The sequence below is a fragment of the Micromonospora sp. WMMD956 genome (assembly GCF_029626125.1).
Lineage (GTDB): Bacteria > Actinomycetota > Actinomycetes > Mycobacteriales > Micromonosporaceae > Micromonospora > Micromonospora carbonacea.
This window is the reverse complement of sequence record NZ_JARUBI010000005.1, coordinates 3701053-3721687: the sequence shown is the minus strand read 5'-3', so window position 1 is coordinate 3721687 and position 20635 is coordinate 3701053. Positions and strand designations below refer to the sequence as shown.

Below are 20635 nucleotides of genomic sequence, written 5' to 3'. Positions count from 1 at the left end.
CCCGCCCCGGCTGCGCTCGCCGCCCCGCCGCCGCCCGCCCCGGCTGCGCTCGCCGCGCCCGCCGGTTAGGAAGGGGCCCTTCCTATACAGAAGGCGTTAACAAGGTGCCCTTCCTTGCACCTCAGGCGTGGACGGTGGTGTAGACGTCGCGGCGGCGCAGGCCGTACGCGGTGGCGACCTCGGTGATCGCGTCGCGCCGGGACAGGCCGGCCGCCTCCCGCTCGGCGACGGCCGCGCGCAGCGTCTCGTCGTCGGGGCGCTGTGCGGCGGCCGGCGGCGCGCCGGCCACCACGAGGGTGATCTCGCCGCGCGGCTCGCGCTCGGCGGCCCAGTCGGCCAGTTCGCCGAGGGGGCGGCGGACCACCTCCTCGTACGTCTTGGTCAGCTCGCGGCAGAGCGCGGCCGGGCGGTCGACGCCGAACTCGGCGGCCAGGTCGGCGAGCGCGCCCCCGATGCGGTGCGGGGCCTCGAAGAGGACCAGGGTGCGTTCCTCGCCGGCCAGGGCGCGCAGCCGGGACCGCCGCGCGCCGGGGGTGCGGGGCAGGAAGCCCTCGAAGCAGAACCGGTCGCTGGGCAGGCCGGACAGGGCCAGGGCGGTGGTGACGGCGCTGGGCCCGGGGGCGGCGGTCACCGGGACCCCGGCGTCGAGGGCCCCCCGGACCAGCCGGTAGCCGGGGTCGGAGACGCTGGGCATCCCGCCGTCGGTGACCAGGGCGACGACGTATCCCTCGCGGAGGACCTCGACGAGTTCGGGGGTGCGCCGCTCCTCGTTGCCCTCGAAGTAGGAGACGATCCGGCCGCCGACGGTGACGTCGAGGTCGCGGGCCAGCCGGGTGAGCCGCCGGGTGTCCTCGGCGGCGACCACGTCGGCGGCGGCGAGCACCTCGCGGAACCGGGCGGACGCGTCGGACGGGTTGCCGAGCGGCGCGCCGAGGAGGATCAGGCGTCCGAATTCGGACATTTCACCCAAGAGATGCGCTCCTTCATCGACAGTTGTACCGATATCGGGGACGATGGACGCCACCGGGCACCTCCGCAGCCTACGATCGCTGCGTGACGAGTGCGTCGACAGCGCAGAGCGCGAGCGCGGGCCGGGCGGGATCGGAGCACGCCGGGTCCACCGGCGACGCGACCGAGGAGTCCGGGCCGCCCCCCACCCCCGACGGCGGCGGCGGGGGCGTCCCCGCGATCGTGCGGCGGCGGCTCGCCACCATCGACGCCCGGCTCGACGTCAACTCGTGGATCGCCACCGCCGTCGTGGTGGCGATCGCCGCGATCCTGCGCCTGGTCGGCCTCAGCTACCCCAAGGGCAAGATCTTCGACGAGATCTACTACGCCCGCGACGGCTGGGGGCTCGTCGACAAGGGCGTCGAGTGGAACTACAAGGACAACGGCCCGTCGTACGTGGTGCACCCGCCGCTGGGCAAGTGGCTCATCGGCCTGGGCGAGTGGGCGTTCGGCTACTCCGACGCCGAGCACAACATCTCCGTGCCCGGGCACCTGATGACGACCGCTCCGGAGTTCGGCTGGCGCTTCGGCGCGGCGCTGGCCGGGATCGTGTCGGTGCTGCTGCTGGTGCGCATCGGCCGCCGGCTGTTCCGCTCCACCACGCTCGGCTGCGCCGCCGGCCTGCTGCTCGCCCTCGACGGCTTCCACCTGGTGCTGTCCCGCACCGCCCTGCTCGACATCTTCCTGCTGCTGTTCGTGCTGGCCGCGTTCGGGGCGCTGGTCCTCGACCGGGACGCCCGGCGTCGCCGGTGGAGCCGGGCGCTGGACGCCGGCCTCGACCCCACCGCGCCCGGCCGCGCCGGCCGGCCCGCCGGCGGCTGGCGGAACTGGCCGTGGTGGCGGCTGGCCGCCGGGGTGCTGCTCGGCCTCGCCTGCGCGGTCAAGTGGAGCGCCCTCTACTTCCTGCCGGCCTTCGCGTTGCTGGCCCTGCTGTGGGAGGTCGGCGTCCGCCGCTCCGCGGGGGTGCGCCGGCCGTGGCGCGACGCGCTCCTCGACGAGTTGCCCTGGCTGGTGCTGGCCGGCGTCCTCATGGTCGTCGCCTACGTGGCGACCTGGTCGGGCTGGCTGCTGACCGACGACGGCTACTACCGCCTGGCCGCCCGGTACCCGAACGTGCCGGGCCTGAGCGACACCCCGATCATCGGGGCGCTGAACAACCTCTGGGAGTACCACAAGGCGGCGTACGGCTTCCACAAGCAGCTCGACGACCCGCACAAATACCAGTCCTGGCCCTGGCAGTGGCTCCTGCTGGGCCGGCCGGTCGCCTTCCACTGGTCGGGCGAGGGGGCCTGCGGCGCGCCGAGCTGCGCCTCGGAGATCCTGCTGCTGGGCACGCCGCTGCTGTGGTGGTCGTTCCTGCCCGCCCTGTTCGGCGCGGCCTGGATCGGCCTCGCGCGGCGGGACTGGCGGGCCGGGGCGATCCTGCTCTGCGTGGCCGCCGGGCTGCTGCCCTGGTTCTGGTTCGCCTTCGACGGCCGGACGATGTTCTCCTTCTACGCCGCGCCGGCCCTGCCGTTCCTGGTCCTCGCGGTCGTCTACGTGCTGGGCGCGATCGTCACCCCGGCCACCGACGGGGCGCGGGCCCCGGCCACCGGGGAGGCGGCCGCCGCCGGCGAGGACGAGGTCGCGGAGCGCCGGCTCGTGGGCGGCGTCATCGTGGGCGCGTACGTGCTGCTGGTGGCGCTCTGCTTCGCGTACTTCTATCCGATCTTCGTGGGCAAGGTGCTGCCGTACGCGGAGTGGTCGGCCCGGATGTGGTTGGACGGCCGCTGGATCTGACGCCGGCGTCGGATATCGGACAACCGGGCCCCGGGGCGGGCCCGGTTGGCGGGCCTCCGGGGCGCGGGGAACGGCCCTGGACGCAAAGACGCGCGCCCCGATCGCCTGCCACGGGGGAAGCGGGCGATTGGGGCGCGCAATAGGAGCTTAACCACACGGCACCACCGGCACAACGGGTGGACTCGGGTCAGATTTCCGACGGAGCACACCAGCCTAATGGTTTACGCGGGGCAGCTAACCGTCAGTCATCCGGCGGGGACACACCGGGGTTTCCGGCCGCGCCCGCCGCCGATCCGCCCCGGCCCGGCGCGCCCGAGGGCCGCCTGAGCCTCCAAAGTGGATCTCACTACACTCGCCCCGGTGATCAACAAGAGACGATGGACAACCGTCCTCCGCGGACTGCTGGCGGCAACCGTCCTGGTCGGTCCGGCGGTCGCGCTGGGTGGTCCCGCACCGGCGCGGGCCGACGAGGAGAACCCCGTCGTCGAGCCGCCGCGGGTCGAGCTGGTGCTCGACGTCAGCGGCTCGATGCGGGCCCGGGACATCGACGGGCGCAGCCGGATCTCGGTGGCGCAGCAGGCGTTCAACGAGGTCGTGGACGCGCTGCCCGAGGAGACCCAGCTCGGCATCCGGGTGCTCGGGGCCACCTACAAGGGCAAGGACAAGCAGGTGGGGTGCCAGGACACCCAGCAGATCGTGCCGGTCGGCCGGGTGGACCGGGCCCAGGCCAAGGCCGCCGTGGCCACCCTCCGGCCCACCGGGTTCACCCCGGTCGGGCTGGCGCTCCGCTCGGCCGCCGCCGACCTCGGCACCGGCGCCACCGCCCGCCGGATCGTGCTGATCACCGACGGCGAGGACACCTGCGCCCCGCCGGACCCGTGCGAGGTGGCCCGCGAGCTGGCCGCCCAGGGCACCAAGCTGGTGGTGGACACCCTCGGGCTCGCCCCCGACGAGAAGGTGCGCAGGCAGCTGCTCTGCATCGCCGGCGCCACCGGCGGGACGTACACGGCCGCGCAGAGCGCGGACGAGCTGACCGGCCGCATCAAGCAACTGGTGGACCGGGCCCGGGACACGTACACCGCCGCGCCGACCGTGGTGGGCGGCTCCGCCCGGTGCCCGGACGCGCCGCTGCTCGCCCCCGGCGTCTACACCGACCGGGAGCAGTTCTCCGAGCACCGCTGGTACCGGGTCCCGGTGCGCCCGGGTCAGGAGCTGCGGGCCTCGGTGAGCATCGCGCTGGACCGCCCGGTGAACCCCGACCACGCGGTGCTGCTGCGCGCGACCGCCCCCGACGGCCGGGAACTGGTGCGGGGCGTGGACGCCGGCAGCGGTCGCACCGATGTGGTCTCCGCCGGCCTGCGCTGGTCGGCCGCCGCCGACGACGACGTGGACGCCGACGCCGACGCCGACGGCGACGGGGAGACGCCGGGTCCGGCGGCCGGCGACGCCGCCCCGACCACCGTCTGCCTGGTGGTCAGCAACGCGTTCGCGCCGCGCCCCGGCACCCGGGCCGCCCCGGGGATGCCGATCGAGCTGACCGTCGACGTGGTCGCCTCGTCGCCGGACCCGGGCGGGCCGGACCTGGGCCGGGGCTGGGTGCTGTTGCTGCTGCTGACCCTGGCCGGCCTGGTCACCGGGCTCGTCGCCGGGCTGCTCACCCGCTGGTGGGTCGCCACCTGGAGGGAGAACTGACGATGCGTACCCCGTTGATCCGGTCCTCGGCGGCGCTGGTCGCCGCCGCCGCGCTGACGCTCCCGGCCGCCCCCGCGCTGGCCGCGCCCACCCCCTCGCCTGGTGCCGCCACGGTCACCAAGGCCGGCACCTCGTTCCTGACCGCCACGTCGATCACCGCCGGCCAGCCGGTCCGGGTCGGCGCGTCCACCAGCGACTACCTCTACTGGTCGTTCCCGGCCAGCGCCGGGCAGATCCACGACATCGCGGCGACGGTCACCTTCCCGAAGGGCCGCACCGGCGACTCCACCTGGACGGTCGAGGTCTTCGACGGCCTGCGCCGCCGCCAGGCGTGCACGGCGGGGGCGCAGACCCCGACGGCCGGGGCGTCGGCGACGAGCGTGGCGCTGGGCTGCACCCTGCGCCGGGTCCGGTCGTGGGCCGAGCCGTGGTCGGCCGACCCGCTGCCCGGCACGTACTTCGTGCGGCTCTCCGTCGTGGAGCTGCCGGAGCCGGACCTCGGCCTGCCGGTCGACGTGGATCTGCTGGTCGCCGAGGTCGGCGACGGCGACGCCCCCGCCGACGACGGGGAGCTGAAGGCCCCGCTGGTGCCCAACACGAAGGCCGGGACGGTGCTGACCGGGGACCCGGCGGCGGCCCCGGCCGACGAGGAGGACGACGGGAGCCTCCTCACCGGCTGGCTGCCGGACCTGTCGTCGCGGTGGGTCTGGACCGCGGCCGGTGGGGTGCTCGCGGCGGTGGCCGGCGTCGTCGGCTTCGCGCTGACCCGCCGTCCCCGCCGGCCCTGACCCCGCCGTGGCCCGTGGGGCCGGCGCGCTCCGGCCGCCGTCCCACGGGCCACCGGCGCGGGGGCGGGTGCGGTACGTTCGACGGCGATGAGCGGCGTGCGGGGCGGCCGGGGCCGCGACGGGAGCGGCGGGGGCCGCGATGCGTGACCTGCTGCCGCCCGAGGTCGCGGTGGCCGTCGCCGCCGGCGACGACTGGGACGGCGAGCTGCTGCCCGCCGAGCGGGCCTGCCTGAGCGAGCGGGCGGTCGAGCGCCGACGGCGCGACTTCACCGCCGGCCGGGTCTGCGCCCGGCGGGCGCTCGCCGGCCTCGGCGTCCCGCCCGTCGCGGTGCCCGCCGCGCCGGACCGCGCCCCGGTCTGGCCGCCCGGGGTGGTCGGCACCATCACCCACACGCCGGGCTACTGCGCCGCCGCCGTGGCCCGCGCCGACCAGATCCGGTCGGTCGGGATGGACGCGGAGCTGCGGGACCGGGAGCTCGCCCCGGGGGTACGCCGGCTGGTCGGCCTGCCCGAGGAGTGGGCCGACTGCGCCCGGCTCCCCGCCACCGTGCCCTGGGCGGCCGTGCTGTTCAGCGCCAAGGAGACCATCTACAAGGTGTGGCACCCGGTCGTCGGCACGTGGCTGGGCTTCCACGACGCCCGCGTCGAGCTGGACCCGGACTCCGGCCTGTTCACGGCCCGGATCTCCCCCGCCCGGCTGGACGCGGCCCCGGTGCCCGATCCGCCCGCTACGGTCACCGGGCGGTTCGCGGTCGACGCCGACGTGGTCCGTACCGCGGCCATCCTGTTACCCCGCTGAGACGGTCGGGGTGATCCCCGACTTGGGCAGGAGCGATACCGTCAGGGCGTTCGAGATCGCGATGAGGTGCCGAGGAGTACGGTGAGCCACCCCCAGGACCCATACGGGCCGCCGCAAGACCCCTACCAGCCGAACCAGGATCCAGCGACGGCACCCGTGCCTCCGTGGCCGGCCGATCCGACCGCCCCGCCTCCCCTGCCGCCGACCACCGCCCAGCCGCCGGTCTCGGGCGCGCCGTACCCGCCGCCGCCGGTCTCGGGCGCGCCCTATCCGCCGCCGGTGTCCGGCGCGCCGTACCAGCCGACGTCGGGGTCCCCGTACCAGCCGACGTCCGGTGCGCCGTACCCGCCGCCGGGTGGGTTCACGCCGCCGCCCACCCCCGACCCGACGTACCAGCCGGGCGTGGAGGCGGCGTACCCGCCGCCGGGTCCGGCCTACCCGCCGCCGCCCGGCGGGGCGTACCCGCCCGGCCCGGGCTACGCGCCGGGCCCGGGTTACCCGCTCGGCCCGCCGATGGGGGCCAAGAAGAGCAGCAAGAAGCCGATCGTCATCATCGTGGTCGTCGCGGTGGTGCTCGCGCTGCTCTGCTGCGTCGGCGGCATCGTGGCGCTGATCGCCTCGGCCAACGAGGCGGCGAAGGAGGCCGAGCGGCAGTTCCCGGCCCCGCCCCGGGTCACCACCGCGCCGAGCGGCCTGCCGAGCGCCGGCCCGACCTCCTCGTCGTCGTCCGACCCGGCCGACGGGGAGACCTTCAACATGAAGGCCGGCGAGACCCTGATCATCAACGACGAGGACGGCACCCTGGAGATCACGGTGCTGCGGTTCCGCACCTCGACGAAGGGCTGCAAGTCGTACTCGCCCGACCCCGACAAGGGGCTCTACCTGATCGCGGACGTCACCGCGACGGTGAAGAAGGGCAACATGTCGATCAATCCGTTCTACTTCCAGTGGGTGGCCGAGGACGGCACCACCGCGAACGGGATCGCCGGCGCGCTGGCCGGCTGCGGCGACCTGCTCGACTCCGGGGTCAACCTGCGGGAGGGCAGCAAGCGCACGGGCAGCGTCACCTTCGACGTGGCGAACAAGAACGGCGCGCTGGAATACCGGCACAAGCTGGAGACCGCCGGCTCCTGGAAGCCGTAGCCGCACCACCTCGCGTACGTGGGGGCCGGTCCGCCGCCGCGGGCCGGCCCCCCGTCCGCCCCCACCCAGCGGGGTGGCGGGCCGACCGGTCACCCCCGACCGGGGCCCGGCCCTTTCGGGCGGCGGCGTGCGGCGGGCCGCAGCAGGTCGACCAGGCCGCGCCAGGCGTGCCCGATCGTCAGCCCGGCCCGGATGGTCGCCAGGGGGTTCCAGAAGTCCCGGAAGTGGACGATCCGCCCGTCCCGGAACCGGACCACCGAGATGTAGACCTGGTGGAACGGTCGACCGGTGACGACGCCCCGGCCGTCACCCACGAACTCGGCGACCACCAGCTCCGGGTCGGTGGTCTCGTGGAAGGTCAGGCCGGAGAAGCGCACGTCGAACTGCTTCGGGAAGTCCTTCATGTGCTCGTACAGCTCCCGGTGGCCGGTGAACCGCGCGGGGATGCCCGGCAGGGGGTAGGGAAACTCCAGCACCCCCTCGGGGTCGAACAGCTCCACCCACTCGGTGATCCGGCCCTCGGAGATCAACTCCAGATTGCGGGCGAACAGGGCCTGGGCCTGGGTCCGGGCCTGCTGGTCGGCGTCCATGCTGGTCAGTCCTCACTGCTGGTCGGGGTGGGCCGCACGAGCGGGGCGAAGTTGCGGTCGAGCAGGGTGTCGGGCAGCAGGCGGGCCGCCAGGCTGCCCAGCCGCACGTCGCCGCCGACCGGGTACCGGGTCCTCGGCCGCGCGGCGGTCAGCGCCCGGGCGACCGCCCGCGCGAAGTCCGCCGGGGTGGTCCCGCTGCGCCGGGCCTGCGCGGCCAGCCGGGCGAGGAAGCGGCCGAACGGCTCCGCGTACAGGTCGCCGGTCCGCCCCGCCGCCTGGGCCATCGTCTCCGTGCCGGCGTCGGCGACCTTGTCCCAGATCGGCGTCTGGATCGCCCCCGGCTGGACCACCGACACCGCGATCCCGAACGGCCGCAGCTCACGCCGCAGGCTGTCGCTGACCGCCTCCTTGGCGAACTGGGCCGCCGCGTACGCGCCGAGGTAGGGCAGGGCGACCCGGCCCAGGCCGGAGGTGACGTTCACGATCCGGCCCCGGCCGGTACGCAACAGCGGCAGGAAGCCCTGGATCACGGCGACCTGGCCGACCACGTTGGTGTCGAGCTGCCGCCGCAGTTGCTCCGGCGGCAGGCACTCCAGCGGGCCGGGCAGGCTGATCCCCGCGTTGTTGACCAGCCCCCAGAGGCCGCCGGCCCCGACCTGCCGGGCCACCTCGTCGACGGCACCCCGGATCTGGTCGGCCCGGGTGACGTCGAGGCGGAGCGGGGTGAGCCGCCCGGCCGTGGTGGCGGCGGCCAGGTCGTCGGCGGCGGCCCGGTCACGCACCCCGGCGAAGACCCGGAAACCGGCCCGTTCCAGGTGGAGCGCGGCCTCGCGGCCGAGCCCCGACGAGGCCCCCGTGACCACTACCGCCCGGCCCCGCGCGGCGATCCGCCGTCCGGCCCCGATCATGTTCCCACCCTTCCGTCGGTCCCGGCCGGCACCGCCGCGGCATCCGCCGGCTCCCCGTCGCTCCCGACCGGCGCGCGGTCGATCTCGGCCAGCACCGCGTCGACGCAGGCGGCGACGAGGCGGGCCGCCCTGGCGTCCGGGACCGCCTCCGCCACGTGGACGAAGTTCCAGGCCAGCTCGCCGTGGCTGGTGTTCGCCGTGGCGACGAAGTAGCCGCAGACCGAGAGCCCCGCGACGAACTGCGCCCCGGCGAGCCGCCAGGCCCCGATCCGGTCCGGGAAGTCGTACCGGCCGAGGTTGGACAGGCAGAGGTTCACCGGCCCGGTCCGCTCGGTCAGCTCCACGAACCGGCCGCTGGCCGCGACCGACGGCGGGCAGGAGAGGCGGACGAGGTCGACCATGGCGAAGTGGCTGCCCCGCTGGCGACGGCCCGCGAGGTCCCCGCTGATCGACCGGGCCACCTCCCACAGCGACGCGCCCGGCCGGTAGGGCACGAACGAGGGGACGGTGGCGACGTACGCGCCGACGGCCCGTTCGGGCACGGGGGGCGTCAGCGCGGCCCGGAAGTCCACCGGGGAGCCGATCGCCACGTGCCCCGGGGCGGATGGGGGTGTCTCGGCGGCGACCGCGAGGACCATGGCGGCGGCGAGCGCGCCGTGCACCGTGGTCTGTTCCCGGCGGCACGCCCGGGCCAGCGCGGCGACCTGCTCGGCGGTGAACGTCCGGTGCAGCAGCCGGCTCCGGCGCTCGGTGAACGGCACGAACCGGCTCGGCGTCACCCGGGCCGGCCGGTGCCGGCGCACCGCGTACAGGTCCCGCAGCAGTTGCCCGCCGAGCCGCAGCGCGCCGGTGACGCCCCGGAACCGGCGGGGGAACATCCGCTCGGCCGGTGGCAGCGCGGGCTCCCGCTGCGGGGCGGTGCCGCCGGGGGTGCGGCCCTCCGTGCCGGCCGGGTCCCGGGCGGCCAGGCGGTCGGCGTGCTCGATCCACTGGCGCAGCAGCGACAGCGCGGTCGTGCCGTCGGCCACGCAGTGCGGCAGGGTCAGGATCAGGTCGTGCGTGTCCCCGGCGGCGGGCCCGGGGTCGGCGGGCACGGGCTGCCCGGGCCGCGCCGTCGGCGCGGCCGCGCCGGCGGTCAGCACGACCGCCCGGCAGAGCGGGCCGGTCCGCCAGTCGACCCGGTCGGCCAGTTCCCGCTCGTCGACCTCGCGCAGCCAGCCGGCGTCGGGGTCGCCGGGCCCGGCCGAATCAGCGGGCCCGGCGGGGTTGGCGGGATCGGCCGAATCAGCGGGCCCGGCGGGATCGGCGGCATCGGGCACGGCGGGGCTGGCGGGATCGGCGGGGGCGACCCGGCGCAGCGGGATCGGCCGGTCCGTCGGCACGAACCGGGGGCGGCGGCCGTCCGGCCGGGTCGCGATGGCCACCCGCAGCAGCGGGTGGCGGGCCTGGAGCTCGTCCAGCGCCGCCCGCAGCAGCTCCGTCGGCAGGTGCCCGCGCACCCGGACCCGGGCGATGACGTTGAGCGGGGAGACCTGGTCGGCGATCCAGTACCAGCGCTCCAGCGGGCTGAGCTCCCGGTGGGCCTCGCGCGCGGCGCTCACCGCCCGGCCGCCGGCAGGACGTCGGGGAAGGTCAGGTCCGCCAGGTTGCGGCGGTCGACCAGGCGCGTGGGCAGCCACCGCAGGTACGCGCGGCGGGCCAGGTCCCCGGCGGGGCTGGCGAGCTGCTCGATCCGGCTCAGCGAGTGCGCCTGGCGGATCATCCGCCGGGTGCGGTCGCGGCGGGCCGCCTCGTAACGGCGCAACGCGCCCGGCAGGTCGGTGGCCCCGGCCAGGCACCGGGCCAGCACCACCGCGTCCTCGACCGCCATCGCCGCGCCCTGGCCGAGGCTCGGCAGCATCGGGTGCGCCGCGTCGCCGAGCAGGGTGACCGCGCCGTCGCCCCAGCGCCGCAGGGCGGGGCGGTCCCGGGCGGGGACGCTGATGACCGCCGCGTCGGCGGTGGCGGCCACGGTGGCGACCACCTCGTCGGCCCAGCCCGCGTACGCGCGGAGGATCTCGTCCCGGCCGCCACGCCAGTCGCGGGCCGCCTCCGGCGGCATGTTGCGGGTGCCCCACCAGTAGACGTGGTCGCCGCCGAGGTGCACCAGCCCGAACCGCTGGCCCCGCCCCCAGTAGTGGGCGGCGTACCCGTCGCGGACCAGGTGGTGCCGGTACGCGACGGTCGCCAGCCAGCACACGTACCCGGGTTCCCGGGGCCGCTCGGGGCCGACGAGCTGCCGGCGTACCGCCGATCCGAAGCCGTCCGCGCCGATCAGCAGGTCGCCGTCGGCGCTGGTGCCGTCGGCGAACTCGACCCGGATGCCGCCGCGGTGGCGGTGAAACCGGCGGGCGGCGGACCCGAGCCGGATCGGCGGGTCCCCGGCCTCGGTGAGCAGGGCCTGGTGCAGTTCGGCGCGGTGGATGGCGACGTTCTGCGCGCCGACCCGGTCGCCGAGGTGCGCGAACCGGACCGTCCTGATCGGCCGCCCGGTCGCGGTGCGGAAGTGCAGCTCCGGGTAGACCTGGCCGCGCCGCTCGACGTCGAGGTCGATGCCGAGGCAGCGCAGCGCGACGCGGGCGTTGGCGGTCAGGGAGAGCGCCGAGCCGGCCGCCCGGAGTTCCGGGGCCTGCTCGTGGATCTCCACGTCGACCCCGACGCGGCGCAACGCGCTCGCCGCCGCGAGGCCGCCGATGCCGGCCCCGATGACGATCGCCTTCGGCCGGCGGCGGCCCGAACCGGCGGCCTGCACCGGACCGGCGGCGCGGGCGGGGCCGCCGGAACCGGCGGGGGCGATCATCGCGCGTCCCCGACCGGCCGGCGGGCCGGGGCGTCCCCCGCCAGCAGCCCGGTGATCCGCCGCCCCACCTCGGCCACGTACGGCTCGTCCATCAGCACCAGGTGGTCGCCCGGCACGTCGATCACGTCGACCCGGCCGGTGGTCAGCTCGCCCCAGCCGTTGCGCGGGTCGAGGTGCAGGGTGCCCGCGAGATCGTGCATCGGCTTCAGCACGGCGGGCAGCGGGTCGGCGGCCCGCAGCAGGGTGATGTCCTGGTCGACGACCTCGGGCCGGTAGGAGATGATCGCCTCCCAGTTGGCCCGGAAGACCGCGAAGAGGCGGCGCACCGAGCCGCGCGTGCTGCCCGGGCGCAGCACCCCGCTCTCGCCGGCCCGGCTCGCGATGAAGTCGAGCTTCGCCTCGGGCGTGGTCAGCTCGGCCGGCACGCCGCGCGCCGGCGGCCCGTCGTGGCCGAGCCGCATCAGCTCCCAGAAGAACCAGTCGAGCAGCACGTCGTCGGCGACCGGCACCGGGTCGCCGGGCCGGCGGGCGATCGGGTCGAGCAGGATCAGCCGGTCGACCCCGGCCCCGCTGTCGCGCAGCTGCCGCGCCATCTCGAAGGCGACCACCCCGCCGAACGACCAGCCACCGATGACGTACGGGCCGTCGGGCTGGATCCGGCGGATCGCGTCGAGGTAGGCGGCGGCCAGCTCCGGCACGGTGCGCAGCGGCTCGGTGCCGGCGTCCACCCCGGCGGCCTGCAACGCGTACAGGGGCTGGTCGGCGTCGAGGTGGCGGGCCAGCGGGACGTAGCAGAGCACGTTGCCGCCGAGCGGGTGCACCAGGAACAGCGGCCGCCGGTCGCCCCGGGCGCGGATCGGCACCAGCGGGTCGAACGTGAGGTCCGCGCCGCCGGAGCGCAGCAGCGCGGCCACGCCCGCCACGGTCGGCGTGGCGACGAACGCCGAGACGGGCACGGCCACCCCGAACCGCTTCTCCAGCATCACCACCAGCCGCATCGCGGTCAGCGAGGTGCCGCCCAGCTCGAACAGGTTGTCGTGCGCGCCGACGGCCGGCAGGTGCAGCAGGTCGGCGGCGATGTCGGCGACGACGCGCTCGTACCGGTCGCGGGGGGCGACGCGGGGCGCCTCCGCCAGGTCCAGCGGCAGTTCGCGCAGGGCGCGGTCGTTGCGCTTGCCGCTGGGGGTCAGCGGCATCGCCGGCAGCCACTGCCAGCGCGCCGGCACCAGGTGCTCGGGGAGGGTGGCGCGCAGCCGGCCGCGTACGTCGGCCAGGTCGACCGCGTCCGGGTCACCGACGAGGAACGCGGCGAGGTAGGAGTCGACGCCCTCCCGGCGGCGGGCCACGACGGCGGCCTCCCGGATGCCCGGGTACTCCGCCGCCAGCTCCATGACCGCCATCTCCACCTCCAGGGGCTCCACCCGGAAACCACGGATCTTGGTCTGGGTGTCGGTGCGGGCCACCCAGATCAGGTCCCCGTTGGGCAGGTAGCGGGCCAGGTCGCCGGTGCGGTAGAGCCGGCTGCCCGGCGGGCCGAACGGGTTGGGCACGCAGCGCTCGGCGGTGAGGCCCGGCCGGCCGTGGTAGCCCCGGGTGACCTGGATCCCGCCGTAGTACAGCTCGCCGGTCACCCCGGTCGGCACGGGCCGCATCCGCTCGTCCAGCAGGTGCATCTCGACCCCGTCGATGGCGGGCCCGATCGGCGGCAGGTTCGGCCACCGCGCCGGGTCGCCGGTCATCGGGTACGCGGTGACCAGGTGCGTCTCGGTCGGCCCGTACTGGTTCTCCAGGACCGCGCCGGCCGGCAGTGCGGCCAGGAAGCGCCGGATCTCGGCGGTCACCCGCAGCTGCTCGCCGGAGGAGATCACCACCCGCAACGCGCGGGGATGGATGCCGAGCAGCTCCGCGGCCTCGGCGAGCTGCTGCAACGCGACGTACGGCAGGAAGATCCGGGCGACGGCCTCGCGGTCGAGCAGCCGCAGCAGGGCCGGCACGTCCCGCCGGAGGTCCTCGTCGATGATCCGCAGGGTGCCGCCCGCGCTGATCGTGGTGAGGATCTCCTGGAACGACACGTCGAAGCTGAGCGGGGCGTACTGCAACGTGGTGCCGCCGACCGCCGCGCTGGCCGCCCGGATCTGCCACGCCTGGTAGTTGTCGAGCGCGCCGTGGGTCATCGCCACGCCCTTGGGCACGCCGGTCGACCCGGAGGTGAACAGGACGTAGAGCAGGTCGTCGGCGGTGACCCGGGGCAGCGCCACGGCCCCGTCGCTGACTGCGGCGTCCGCGACGAGGTTGCCAGTCGCCGGGCCCGCGAGGATGCCACCGGTCGCCGGGTCCGCGACGAGGTCGGCCACGTCGAGAACGGTGGCCGGGTCGCCGACCAGGCCCCGGTGCCGTCGGTGCGTCACGATCCGCGCCGGCCGGGCCTGCTCGACCATCGCGGCGATGCGCTCCGCCGGGTACGTCACGTCGAGCGGGACGCAGGCGGCCCCGGCGCGCGCGATGCCGTAGATCGCGGCGATCATCTCCGGCGACCGGTCCAGGGCGATCCCGACGAGCTGCCCCGGCCGGACCCCGGCGCGCAGCAGCCCGACGGCGATCCGGTCGACCACCTCGTCGAGCCGCGCGTAGGTCCACCGCTGCGGCGGGCCGCCGGGGGCGGCGGGACCGTCGGAGGCGGCGGCGCTCGGAGGCCCGGCGCCGGTCGCCGCGTCGGCGGGCGGGGCGTCGAAGGTGATCGCGACGGCGTCCGGGGTGTTCCGGGCGTGCGCGGCGAGCCGGCGTCCCACGTCGCCGGGGGTTTCCAGGGGCGGGCCGGCGGGCCGCGGCGCGGCGGCGAGGAAGCCGAAGTCCGGCTCGCCCTGCGGGTCGGCCACGATCCGGGCGAGGATGCGCAGGTAGGCGTCGATCAGCAGGTCGGTCTGCGCCGGGGTGAGGGTCCGCCCGTCGGCGTCGACGCGCAGCGACACGCGCCGGTCGGCGGGGCTGACGAACACGTTCACCAGCAGGGTGAAGTTGGTCTCCTCCCAGGTGTCGAAGCCGAGCAGCTCGACCTCGGGCAGCTCCAGCAGCGGGGTCAGCACGTGCATGTGGACGTAGTTGAAGGCCGTCTCGAAGACGGGCTCGCCGCCCCGGTCGCCGACGATGGCGTGCAGCGGGTAGCGCCGGTGCGGGTGGCACTCCCGCTCCTGCCCGTGGACCTGCCGGACCAGCTCCAGCCAGGTACGCGCGCCGGGGGTGACCCGCAGCGGCACCGTGTTGAGGAACAGCCCCGCGACGAGTTCCGCCCCGGGCCGGTCCGGCCGCCCGTGGGTGACCAGGCCGGTGGTGACGTCCGCCGCGCCGGAGTACAGCCGCAGCAGCAGGCAGTGCGCCGCGAGCAGGACCGACTTGACCGGCAGCCCGTGCGCGGCGGCGAAGCCGCGGACCCGGTCCTGGAGGTCGTCGGGCAGCGGGACGTGCCGGATGATCGTCCCCTCGTCGCCGGGCGGCTCGTACTGGCGGCAGCCCTCGACCTGGGTGAGCTCCGCGCCGTCGAGCCGGGCCCGCCAGAAGTCGCGGGTGGCGACGGAGTCGACCGCGCGGCGCTCCTCGACGACGTACGCCGCCGGGGAGGGCAGCGCGGCCGCCCGGGGCGGGTCGATGTCGACGCCGACCAGGCGCAGGTAGGTCCGCAGCAGGTCGCCGACGACGGTGGCCACGCTCCAGCCGTCGAGGAGCACGTGGTGGAAGCTGAACACCAGGTCGACGGCCCCGGACGGCAGCAGGTGCACCCGCATCAGGTGCAGCGGGGCGCGGTCGAACGCGTACCGGTGGCGTCGCCGCTGCCGCATGTGCGCCAGCACCTCGGCGTCGGCCGCGGCGGCGTCGAGGTCGCGCAGGTCGGCGACGTCGAGGCCGCCGGTCACCCGGGCGTGCACGACCTGGAGCGGCTCGGAGCAGCCGCCCAGGTCGAACGAGGAGCGCAGGGCCGGGTGGCGGTCGAGGAGCCGGGCGTGGGCGGCGCGGAACGCGACCTCGTCCCACGGCAGCCGCAGCGAATAGCGGAACACGTCGTGGTAGGCGGTGGCGTCCTCGCGTTCGCTGCCGTGGAACAGCAGGCCGAGCTGGAGCCGGGTCGCCGGGAAGGCGTCCTGCGCGTCGCCCAGCGCGGCCCGGTCCAGGTGCGACACCAGCCCGAACGGCTCGGGCGGCGCGTCCTGGTCCCCGGCCGGTGGCGTGGCGGCGCGGGCGTGGGCGGCCAGCGCCGCCACGGTGGGCCGGGCCACCAGGTCGGCGACGGTGACGTGCAGGCCGTGCCGGGCCGCCTCGGCGCCGACCCGCAGGGCGAGGATCGAGTCGCCGCCGACGGCGAACCAGTCCTGGTGGATGCCGACGGACGGCACCCCGAGCACCCGCGCCCAGATCGCGGCGAGGGTGCGCTCCACCTCGTCGCGGGGGCCCGGCCCGGTCCCGGCGTCGGCGCGGGCGGCACCGGCGGGCGGGCCGCCGTCGACGGGCCCGCCGGCGGGATCGGTGGCGGACCCGGCGGCCGGGTCGGGCAGGGCGGCCTGGTCGAGCTTGCCGTGGGCGGTGAGCGGGATCCGGTCGAGGCGGTGGAAGAGGGCGGGGACCAGGTAGTCGGGCAGCCCGTGCAGGAGCTGGGCGCGCAGCCACGCCGGGTCGAGGTCGGCGTCGGCCCGGTAGTAGCCGACGAGGTGGGTGCCCCGGGCCGGGTCGGTGCGGGCCACCACGACCGCCTCCCGCACGCCGGGCACGGCGGCCAGGGCGTGCTGTACCTCGCCGGGCTCGACCCGGTTGCCCCGGATCTTCACCTGGTCGTCGAGGCGGCCCAGGTATTCGACGGTGCCGTCGGCGAGCCAGCGGGCGAGGTCGCCGGTGCGGTACAGCCGGCCGCCGGTCACCGGGTCGACGCCGAACCGCTGGGCGGTCAGCTCGGGCTGGCCGAGGTAGCCCCGGGCGACGCCGATCCCGGCGATGCAGAGCTCGCCGGGCGCGCCGACCGGCTGCGGCTCGTCGCCGGGGCCGAGCACGTAGAGCTGGATGTTGTCGATCGGGCGGCCGATCGGCACGCGGGCGGTCCGCCCGGCCGGGTCGGGCCGGCACTCGAAGTGGGAGACGTCGACCGTCGCCTCGGTCGGCCCGTACAGGTTGACCAGCCGGGGGGCGGGCGGCCCGGCGGGCAGCAGCCGGTGGAACCGGTCGACGTGCCGGGGCGGCAGCTCCTCGCCGCTGGCGAAGACCAGCCGCAGTCCGGCGGCGTCCGCGCGGGCCGCGGGGTCGTCGGCGAGCAGGTCGAGGAAGGGCCCCAACATCGACGGTACGAAGTGGACGACGCTCACGCCCTGCCGGGCGACCGTCCGCAGCAGCACGGCCGGGTCCCGCCGCACCTCCGGCTCGGGCAGCACCAGCCGGGCCCCGGCGAGCGCCCACCAGAACAGCTCCCACACGGAGACGTCGAACGACACGGGCGTCTTCTGCACCAGCACGTCGTCGCCGGTCAGCGGGTAGCGCCGCTGCATCCAGGCGAGCCGGTTGACCACCGAGCGGTGCTCGATCAGCACCCCCTTGGGGCGGCCGGTGGAGCCCGACGTGTAACAGACGTACGCCAGGTCGGCGCCGTCGGCGACCGGCTCCAGGGGGGCCGTCGGCCGGTCGGTCATCGCCTTGAGGTGGCAGACGGCGACCCCGGGGCCGACCGGCGGCGGTGGCGTGTCGCCGGTGACCACGAGCACCCGGGCCCCGCTGTCGGTGAGCAGGTGCCGCAGGCGCGCCGGGGGATGGTCGGGCTCGACCGCGACGTACGCCCCGCCCGCCTTCAGCGTGCCCAGGATCGCGGTGAGCAGCCCCGGTCCCCGGTCGGCGAGGACGGCGACCCGGTCGCCCCGGCCGATCCCGGCGTCGCGCAGGGCGCGGGCCACCTGGTTGGCGCGGGCGTCGAGGTCGGCGTAGCTGACCGTCTCGTCGGTGCCGTCGACGACCAGCGCGGTCCGGTCCGGGGTGCGGGCGGCCTGCCGGGCGAACAGGCCGTGCACCGTCAGGTCGTCGGGCAGGTCGGCCCGGGTGTCGTTGAGCCCCCGGGTGAGCCGGTCCCGCTCGACCGGGGGCAGCATCGGGGTCCGCGCGAGCGGCCGGTCGGGCTCGTCGAGGGCGTTGCGGAGCAGCGTGACGACGTGCCGGCCCAGCGCCTCGATCGGGAAGTCCGCGTCGAACACGTCCGGGGCGTAGTCGAGGTCCACCGTCAGCGGGCCGTCGTCGAAGTCGTTGACGAGCACGGCGAGGGCGTGCCCGTCGTGCAGCCGGCTGCGCGCCATCGTCTGCTGCGCGACGCCGGGGATCGGCTCCGGGCGCGGCCAGCGCATCCAGGACAGGGTCACGTCGTAGAGCTGCCGGCCGCCGTCGGGCAGGGCCACGCCGCGCAGCAGGTCGCCCCGGGACACCCCCTGGTGGGCCCAGAGCGCGCGCAGGGTCGTCTGCACCTCGGCGGCCAGGTCCGCCAGCGACCGCGCGCCGTCGACCCGGACCGGCAGGGGCAGCTCGTTGGCGAAGTGGCCGACCGTGCGGCGTTCGACGTGGGTCCGGCGGTTGAGCACGGGTACGCCGAGCACGACCCGGTCGGTGCGGTGGATCCGGGCGAGGTAGGTGGCGAGGACCGAGGCGACGACGGTGAACGGGGACTCGCCCCGGGCGGTGATCCGGTCGATCAGGGCCCGGTCGATGGGGAAGCTGTGCCGCCCGCCGGCGGCGGGCCGGACGCCGGCCGGGCCGCCCGCACCGGCCGGGTGGCTGTCGCCGGTCGCGGCGCCGTCGATCGGGCTGTCGCCGGCCGGGCCACCGGTCGCGCGGCGCGGGAACAGGGCCGGCGCGACGCCCGCCAGCGCGGCGCGGTAGTGCTCGCGGTCCGCTTCCCCGGGTGCCGGGCGCGGGCGCTCGGCCCGGGCGCGGGCCACCGCCAGGTACGACGACGACGGCGGTTCCCCGGCACCCGCCCCGTTGCTCAGGAGGCGGGCGTAGTCCTCGCTGGCCTGCCGCAGCAGCAGCCGCCCGCCCCAGCCGTCGGTGACGAGGTGATGGGCATTGAGGTACGCGTAGCTGACCGATTCGCTCTCGATGAGCAGGGCCGATTCGTACATTCGGCTCCGGCGCAGCGGAAACGGACGGTCGAACGACCGGGCCATCCAGGAATGGCAGGCCGCGCGGGGGTCGGCTTCTTCCGAGAAGTCGATGGTGGCAATTACCGGCGGCTCGTCCTCGACCCACTGATATGGCTCACCGTTCTCTTCCTCGAAACGCAGCCGCAACGCGTCGTTCCGCAGGACGGCCCGTTCCATGCAGGTACGCATGAGGTCGAGGTCGAGGGGCCCGGTGAACCGCAGGTATCCCCCGACGTTGAACTGGGGCAGCTCCGGACATAGTCGGCCAGCTACCCAGATGTCGGCCTGAACTGTGGTCAACGGTGCCCGGTCGACATTCCTCACTGCTCACCCCTTACGACTGCACCGCACGACCGACGCACCGTCACATGACAATATTGATCGACTTTCGTCGTTGCCATGGCGCTGGACAGTACCGGAGGAGCGACGTTTACGTCAGCGAGTTCGGCACCTTCACATCGAATTCTCATGCAAAGAAGGACGTCGTTGCGCCGACGTCTCCGGCTGGGGTATAAGTGTTTTTCGAGATCACCTCGGCAAATCCCCCGCGCCGATAGGAATTGACGCGCCCGTGGCCACGATGGGAATTGCGCGGGCGTCCGACATGGCCGATGGCGGGAGGTTCGGGTGGAGCTGACCAGACCGGGGACCCTGCTGCGCTGGGTCGACCGGCACGGCCTGGCCCGGCTCGGCATCAGCGCCGCCGCCCGCCGGGGCGACGCGCAGGCCCGCCTCTTCTTCGACCCGGCGATCCGCGCCGACCCGTACCCGTTCTACCGGGAGGTCCGCGAGGCCGGCGCGCTGGTCCGGGGCCGGCTCATGTGGAGCACCACCCGGCACGACGCGGTCGTCGCGGTGCTGCGCGGCGAGGCGTTCAGCAGCGACCCCGGCTCGCTGCCGGCGCCCGGCCCGCTCGCGGTGCTGCGCCGCCTCAGCCACCGGGGGCGGCCCATCGGGCCGGCGGACCCGCCCTCGATGCTGGTCGTCGACCCGCCGGCGCACACCCGCTACCGACGCCTGGTCGCCAAGGTCTTCACCCCCCGGGCCATCGAGGGGCTGCGGCCCCGGATCGAGCGGCACGCCGCCGCCCTGCTCGACGGCCTGGCCCCGGACGCGGCCGGTGCCGTGGAGGTCGTCGGGCGCTACGCGAGCCTGCTGCCGCTCACCGTGATCGCGGAGATCCTCGGCGTGCCGCAGCACCTGCGGCAGCGGTTCCTGGCCTGGGGCGAGGCCGCCACCCCGACGCTCGACCTCGGGCTGACGCTGCGGGAATACCGTGCCGCCGAGGCCGCCGTCGGGCAGCTCAACGGGTGGCTGCGCGGGCACTTCGCCCGGTTGCGCGCCGACCCCGGCGACGACCTGCTCAGCCGCCTCGTGCACCTCGACAGCGACGGCGAGCGGCTCACCGAAGACGAGCTGCTGGCCATCGCCGGCCTGCTGCTGGTGGCCGGGTTCGAGACCACCGTCAACCTGCTCGGCACGGGCATCCACCTGCTCATCCGCCATCCCGACCAGCTCGCGGAGCTGCGCGGGCGGCCCGACGGGTGGGCCAACGCGGTGGAGGAGATCCTGCGCTACGACTCGCCCGCCCAGACCACCGCCCGCTACTGCCTCGCCGACACGGAGGTGGCCGGCGTGCGGGTGCGTGCCGGGGAGGTCGTCGTGCCGATGATGGGTGGCGCGAACCGGGACCCGGCCGTCTTCGCCGACCCGGACCGCTTCGACGTCACCCGCGCCAACGCCCGCGACCACCTCTCGTTCTCCAGCGGGGTGCACTACTGCCTCGGCGCGGCGCTCGCCCGGATGGAGGGCCAGCTCGGGCTGCGCGCGTTCTTCGAGCGCTACCCCGACGCGGCGCTGGCCGGGGCGCCGCACCGCCGCCCGACCCGGGTGCTGCGCGGATACGACCAGCTGCCGGTACGGCTCCGGCCGTAG

At 75.8% G+C, this 20635-nt stretch carries 12 protein-coding genes; 6 read left to right on the top strand and 6 right to left on the bottom strand.

What is annotated here, in order from left to right; all coding sequences use genetic code 11:
* Window positions 1-121 precede the first annotated feature (121 nt).
* On the bottom strand, window positions 122-970 hold the full coding sequence (gene rsmI, locus O7628_RS17150; RefSeq protein ID WP_278131870.1) for a 16S rRNA (cytidine(1402)-2'-O)-methyltransferase: 849 nt from the start codon (window positions 968-970) through the stop codon (window positions 122-124).
* 83 nt (window positions 971-1053) lie between these two features.
* Here rsmI and O7628_RS17145 point away from each other — a divergent pair, with 83 nt between their 5' ends.
* The 5 genes from O7628_RS17145 (at window position 1054) to O7628_RS17125 (ending at window position 7209) form a co-directional block, all read left to right on the top strand.
* Window positions 1054-2787, top strand: coding sequence for a phospholipid carrier-dependent glycosyltransferase (locus O7628_RS17145; RefSeq protein ID WP_278131868.1), 1734 nt, complete (start codon window positions 1054-1056; stop codon window positions 2785-2787).
* 399 nt (window positions 2788-3186) lie between these two features.
* Window positions 3187-4479: a VWA domain-containing protein gene (locus O7628_RS17140; RefSeq protein ID WP_278136328.1), complete on the top strand. Its 1293-nt coding sequence runs from the start codon at window positions 3187-3189 to the stop codon at window positions 4477-4479.
* 2 nt (window positions 4480-4481) lie between these two features.
* Window positions 4482-5267, top strand: a complete 786-nt coding sequence (locus tag O7628_RS17135) for a peptidase (protein WP_278131867.1) — start codon at window positions 4482-4484, stop codon at window positions 5265-5267.
* Window positions 5268-5406: 139 nt separating this feature from the next.
* Window positions 5407-6066, top strand: coding sequence for a 4'-phosphopantetheinyl transferase superfamily protein (locus O7628_RS17130; RefSeq protein ID WP_278131866.1), 660 nt, complete (start codon window positions 5407-5409; stop codon window positions 6064-6066).
* A gap of 156 nt (window positions 6067-6222) precedes the next feature.
* Entirely contained in the window at window positions 6223-7209 is a 987-nt protein-coding gene (locus O7628_RS17125; RefSeq protein WP_278131864.1) for a hypothetical protein, read from the top strand.
* An 89-nt stretch (window positions 7210-7298) separates the two neighbouring features.
* On the opposite strand, the gene O7628_RS17120 is transcribed toward O7628_RS17125, so the two are convergent.
* The 5 genes from O7628_RS17120 to O7628_RS17100 are packed head-to-tail and all read right to left on the bottom strand — an operon-like array spanning window position 7299 to window position 19000.
* Window positions 7299-7799 (bottom strand): nuclear transport factor 2 family protein, encoded by a 501-nt coding sequence (locus O7628_RS17120; RefSeq protein WP_074477097.1) that lies wholly within the window; start codon window positions 7797-7799, stop codon window positions 7299-7301.
* Window positions 7800-7804: 5 nt separating this feature from the next.
* Window positions 7805-8707 (bottom strand): SDR family oxidoreductase, encoded by a 903-nt coding sequence (locus O7628_RS17115; RefSeq protein ID WP_278131861.1) that lies wholly within the window; start codon window positions 8705-8707, stop codon window positions 7805-7807.
* Entirely contained in the window at window positions 8704-10308 is a 1605-nt protein-coding gene (locus tag O7628_RS17110) for a hypothetical protein (protein WP_278131859.1), read from the bottom strand. Before O7628_RS17110 ends, O7628_RS17115 begins: the two co-directional genes overlap by 4 nt.
* Window positions 10305-11546: an FAD-dependent monooxygenase gene (locus O7628_RS17105; RefSeq protein WP_083302882.1), complete on the bottom strand. Its 1242-nt coding sequence runs from the start codon at window positions 11544-11546 to the stop codon at window positions 10305-10307. Before O7628_RS17105 ends, O7628_RS17110 begins: the two co-directional genes overlap by 4 nt.
* Window positions 11543-19000 (bottom strand): non-ribosomal peptide synthetase, encoded by a 7458-nt coding sequence (locus O7628_RS17100; RefSeq protein ID WP_278131856.1) that lies wholly within the window; start codon window positions 18998-19000, stop codon window positions 11543-11545. The genes O7628_RS17105 and O7628_RS17100 overlap by 4 nt, the downstream gene beginning before the upstream one ends.
* Before the next feature lie 327 nt (window positions 19001-19327).
* On the opposite strand from O7628_RS17100, the gene O7628_RS17095 reads away from it, so the two are divergent.
* Window positions 19328-20635, top strand: a complete 1308-nt coding sequence (locus tag O7628_RS17095) for a cytochrome P450 (RefSeq protein WP_278131854.1) — start codon at window positions 19328-19330, stop codon at window positions 20633-20635.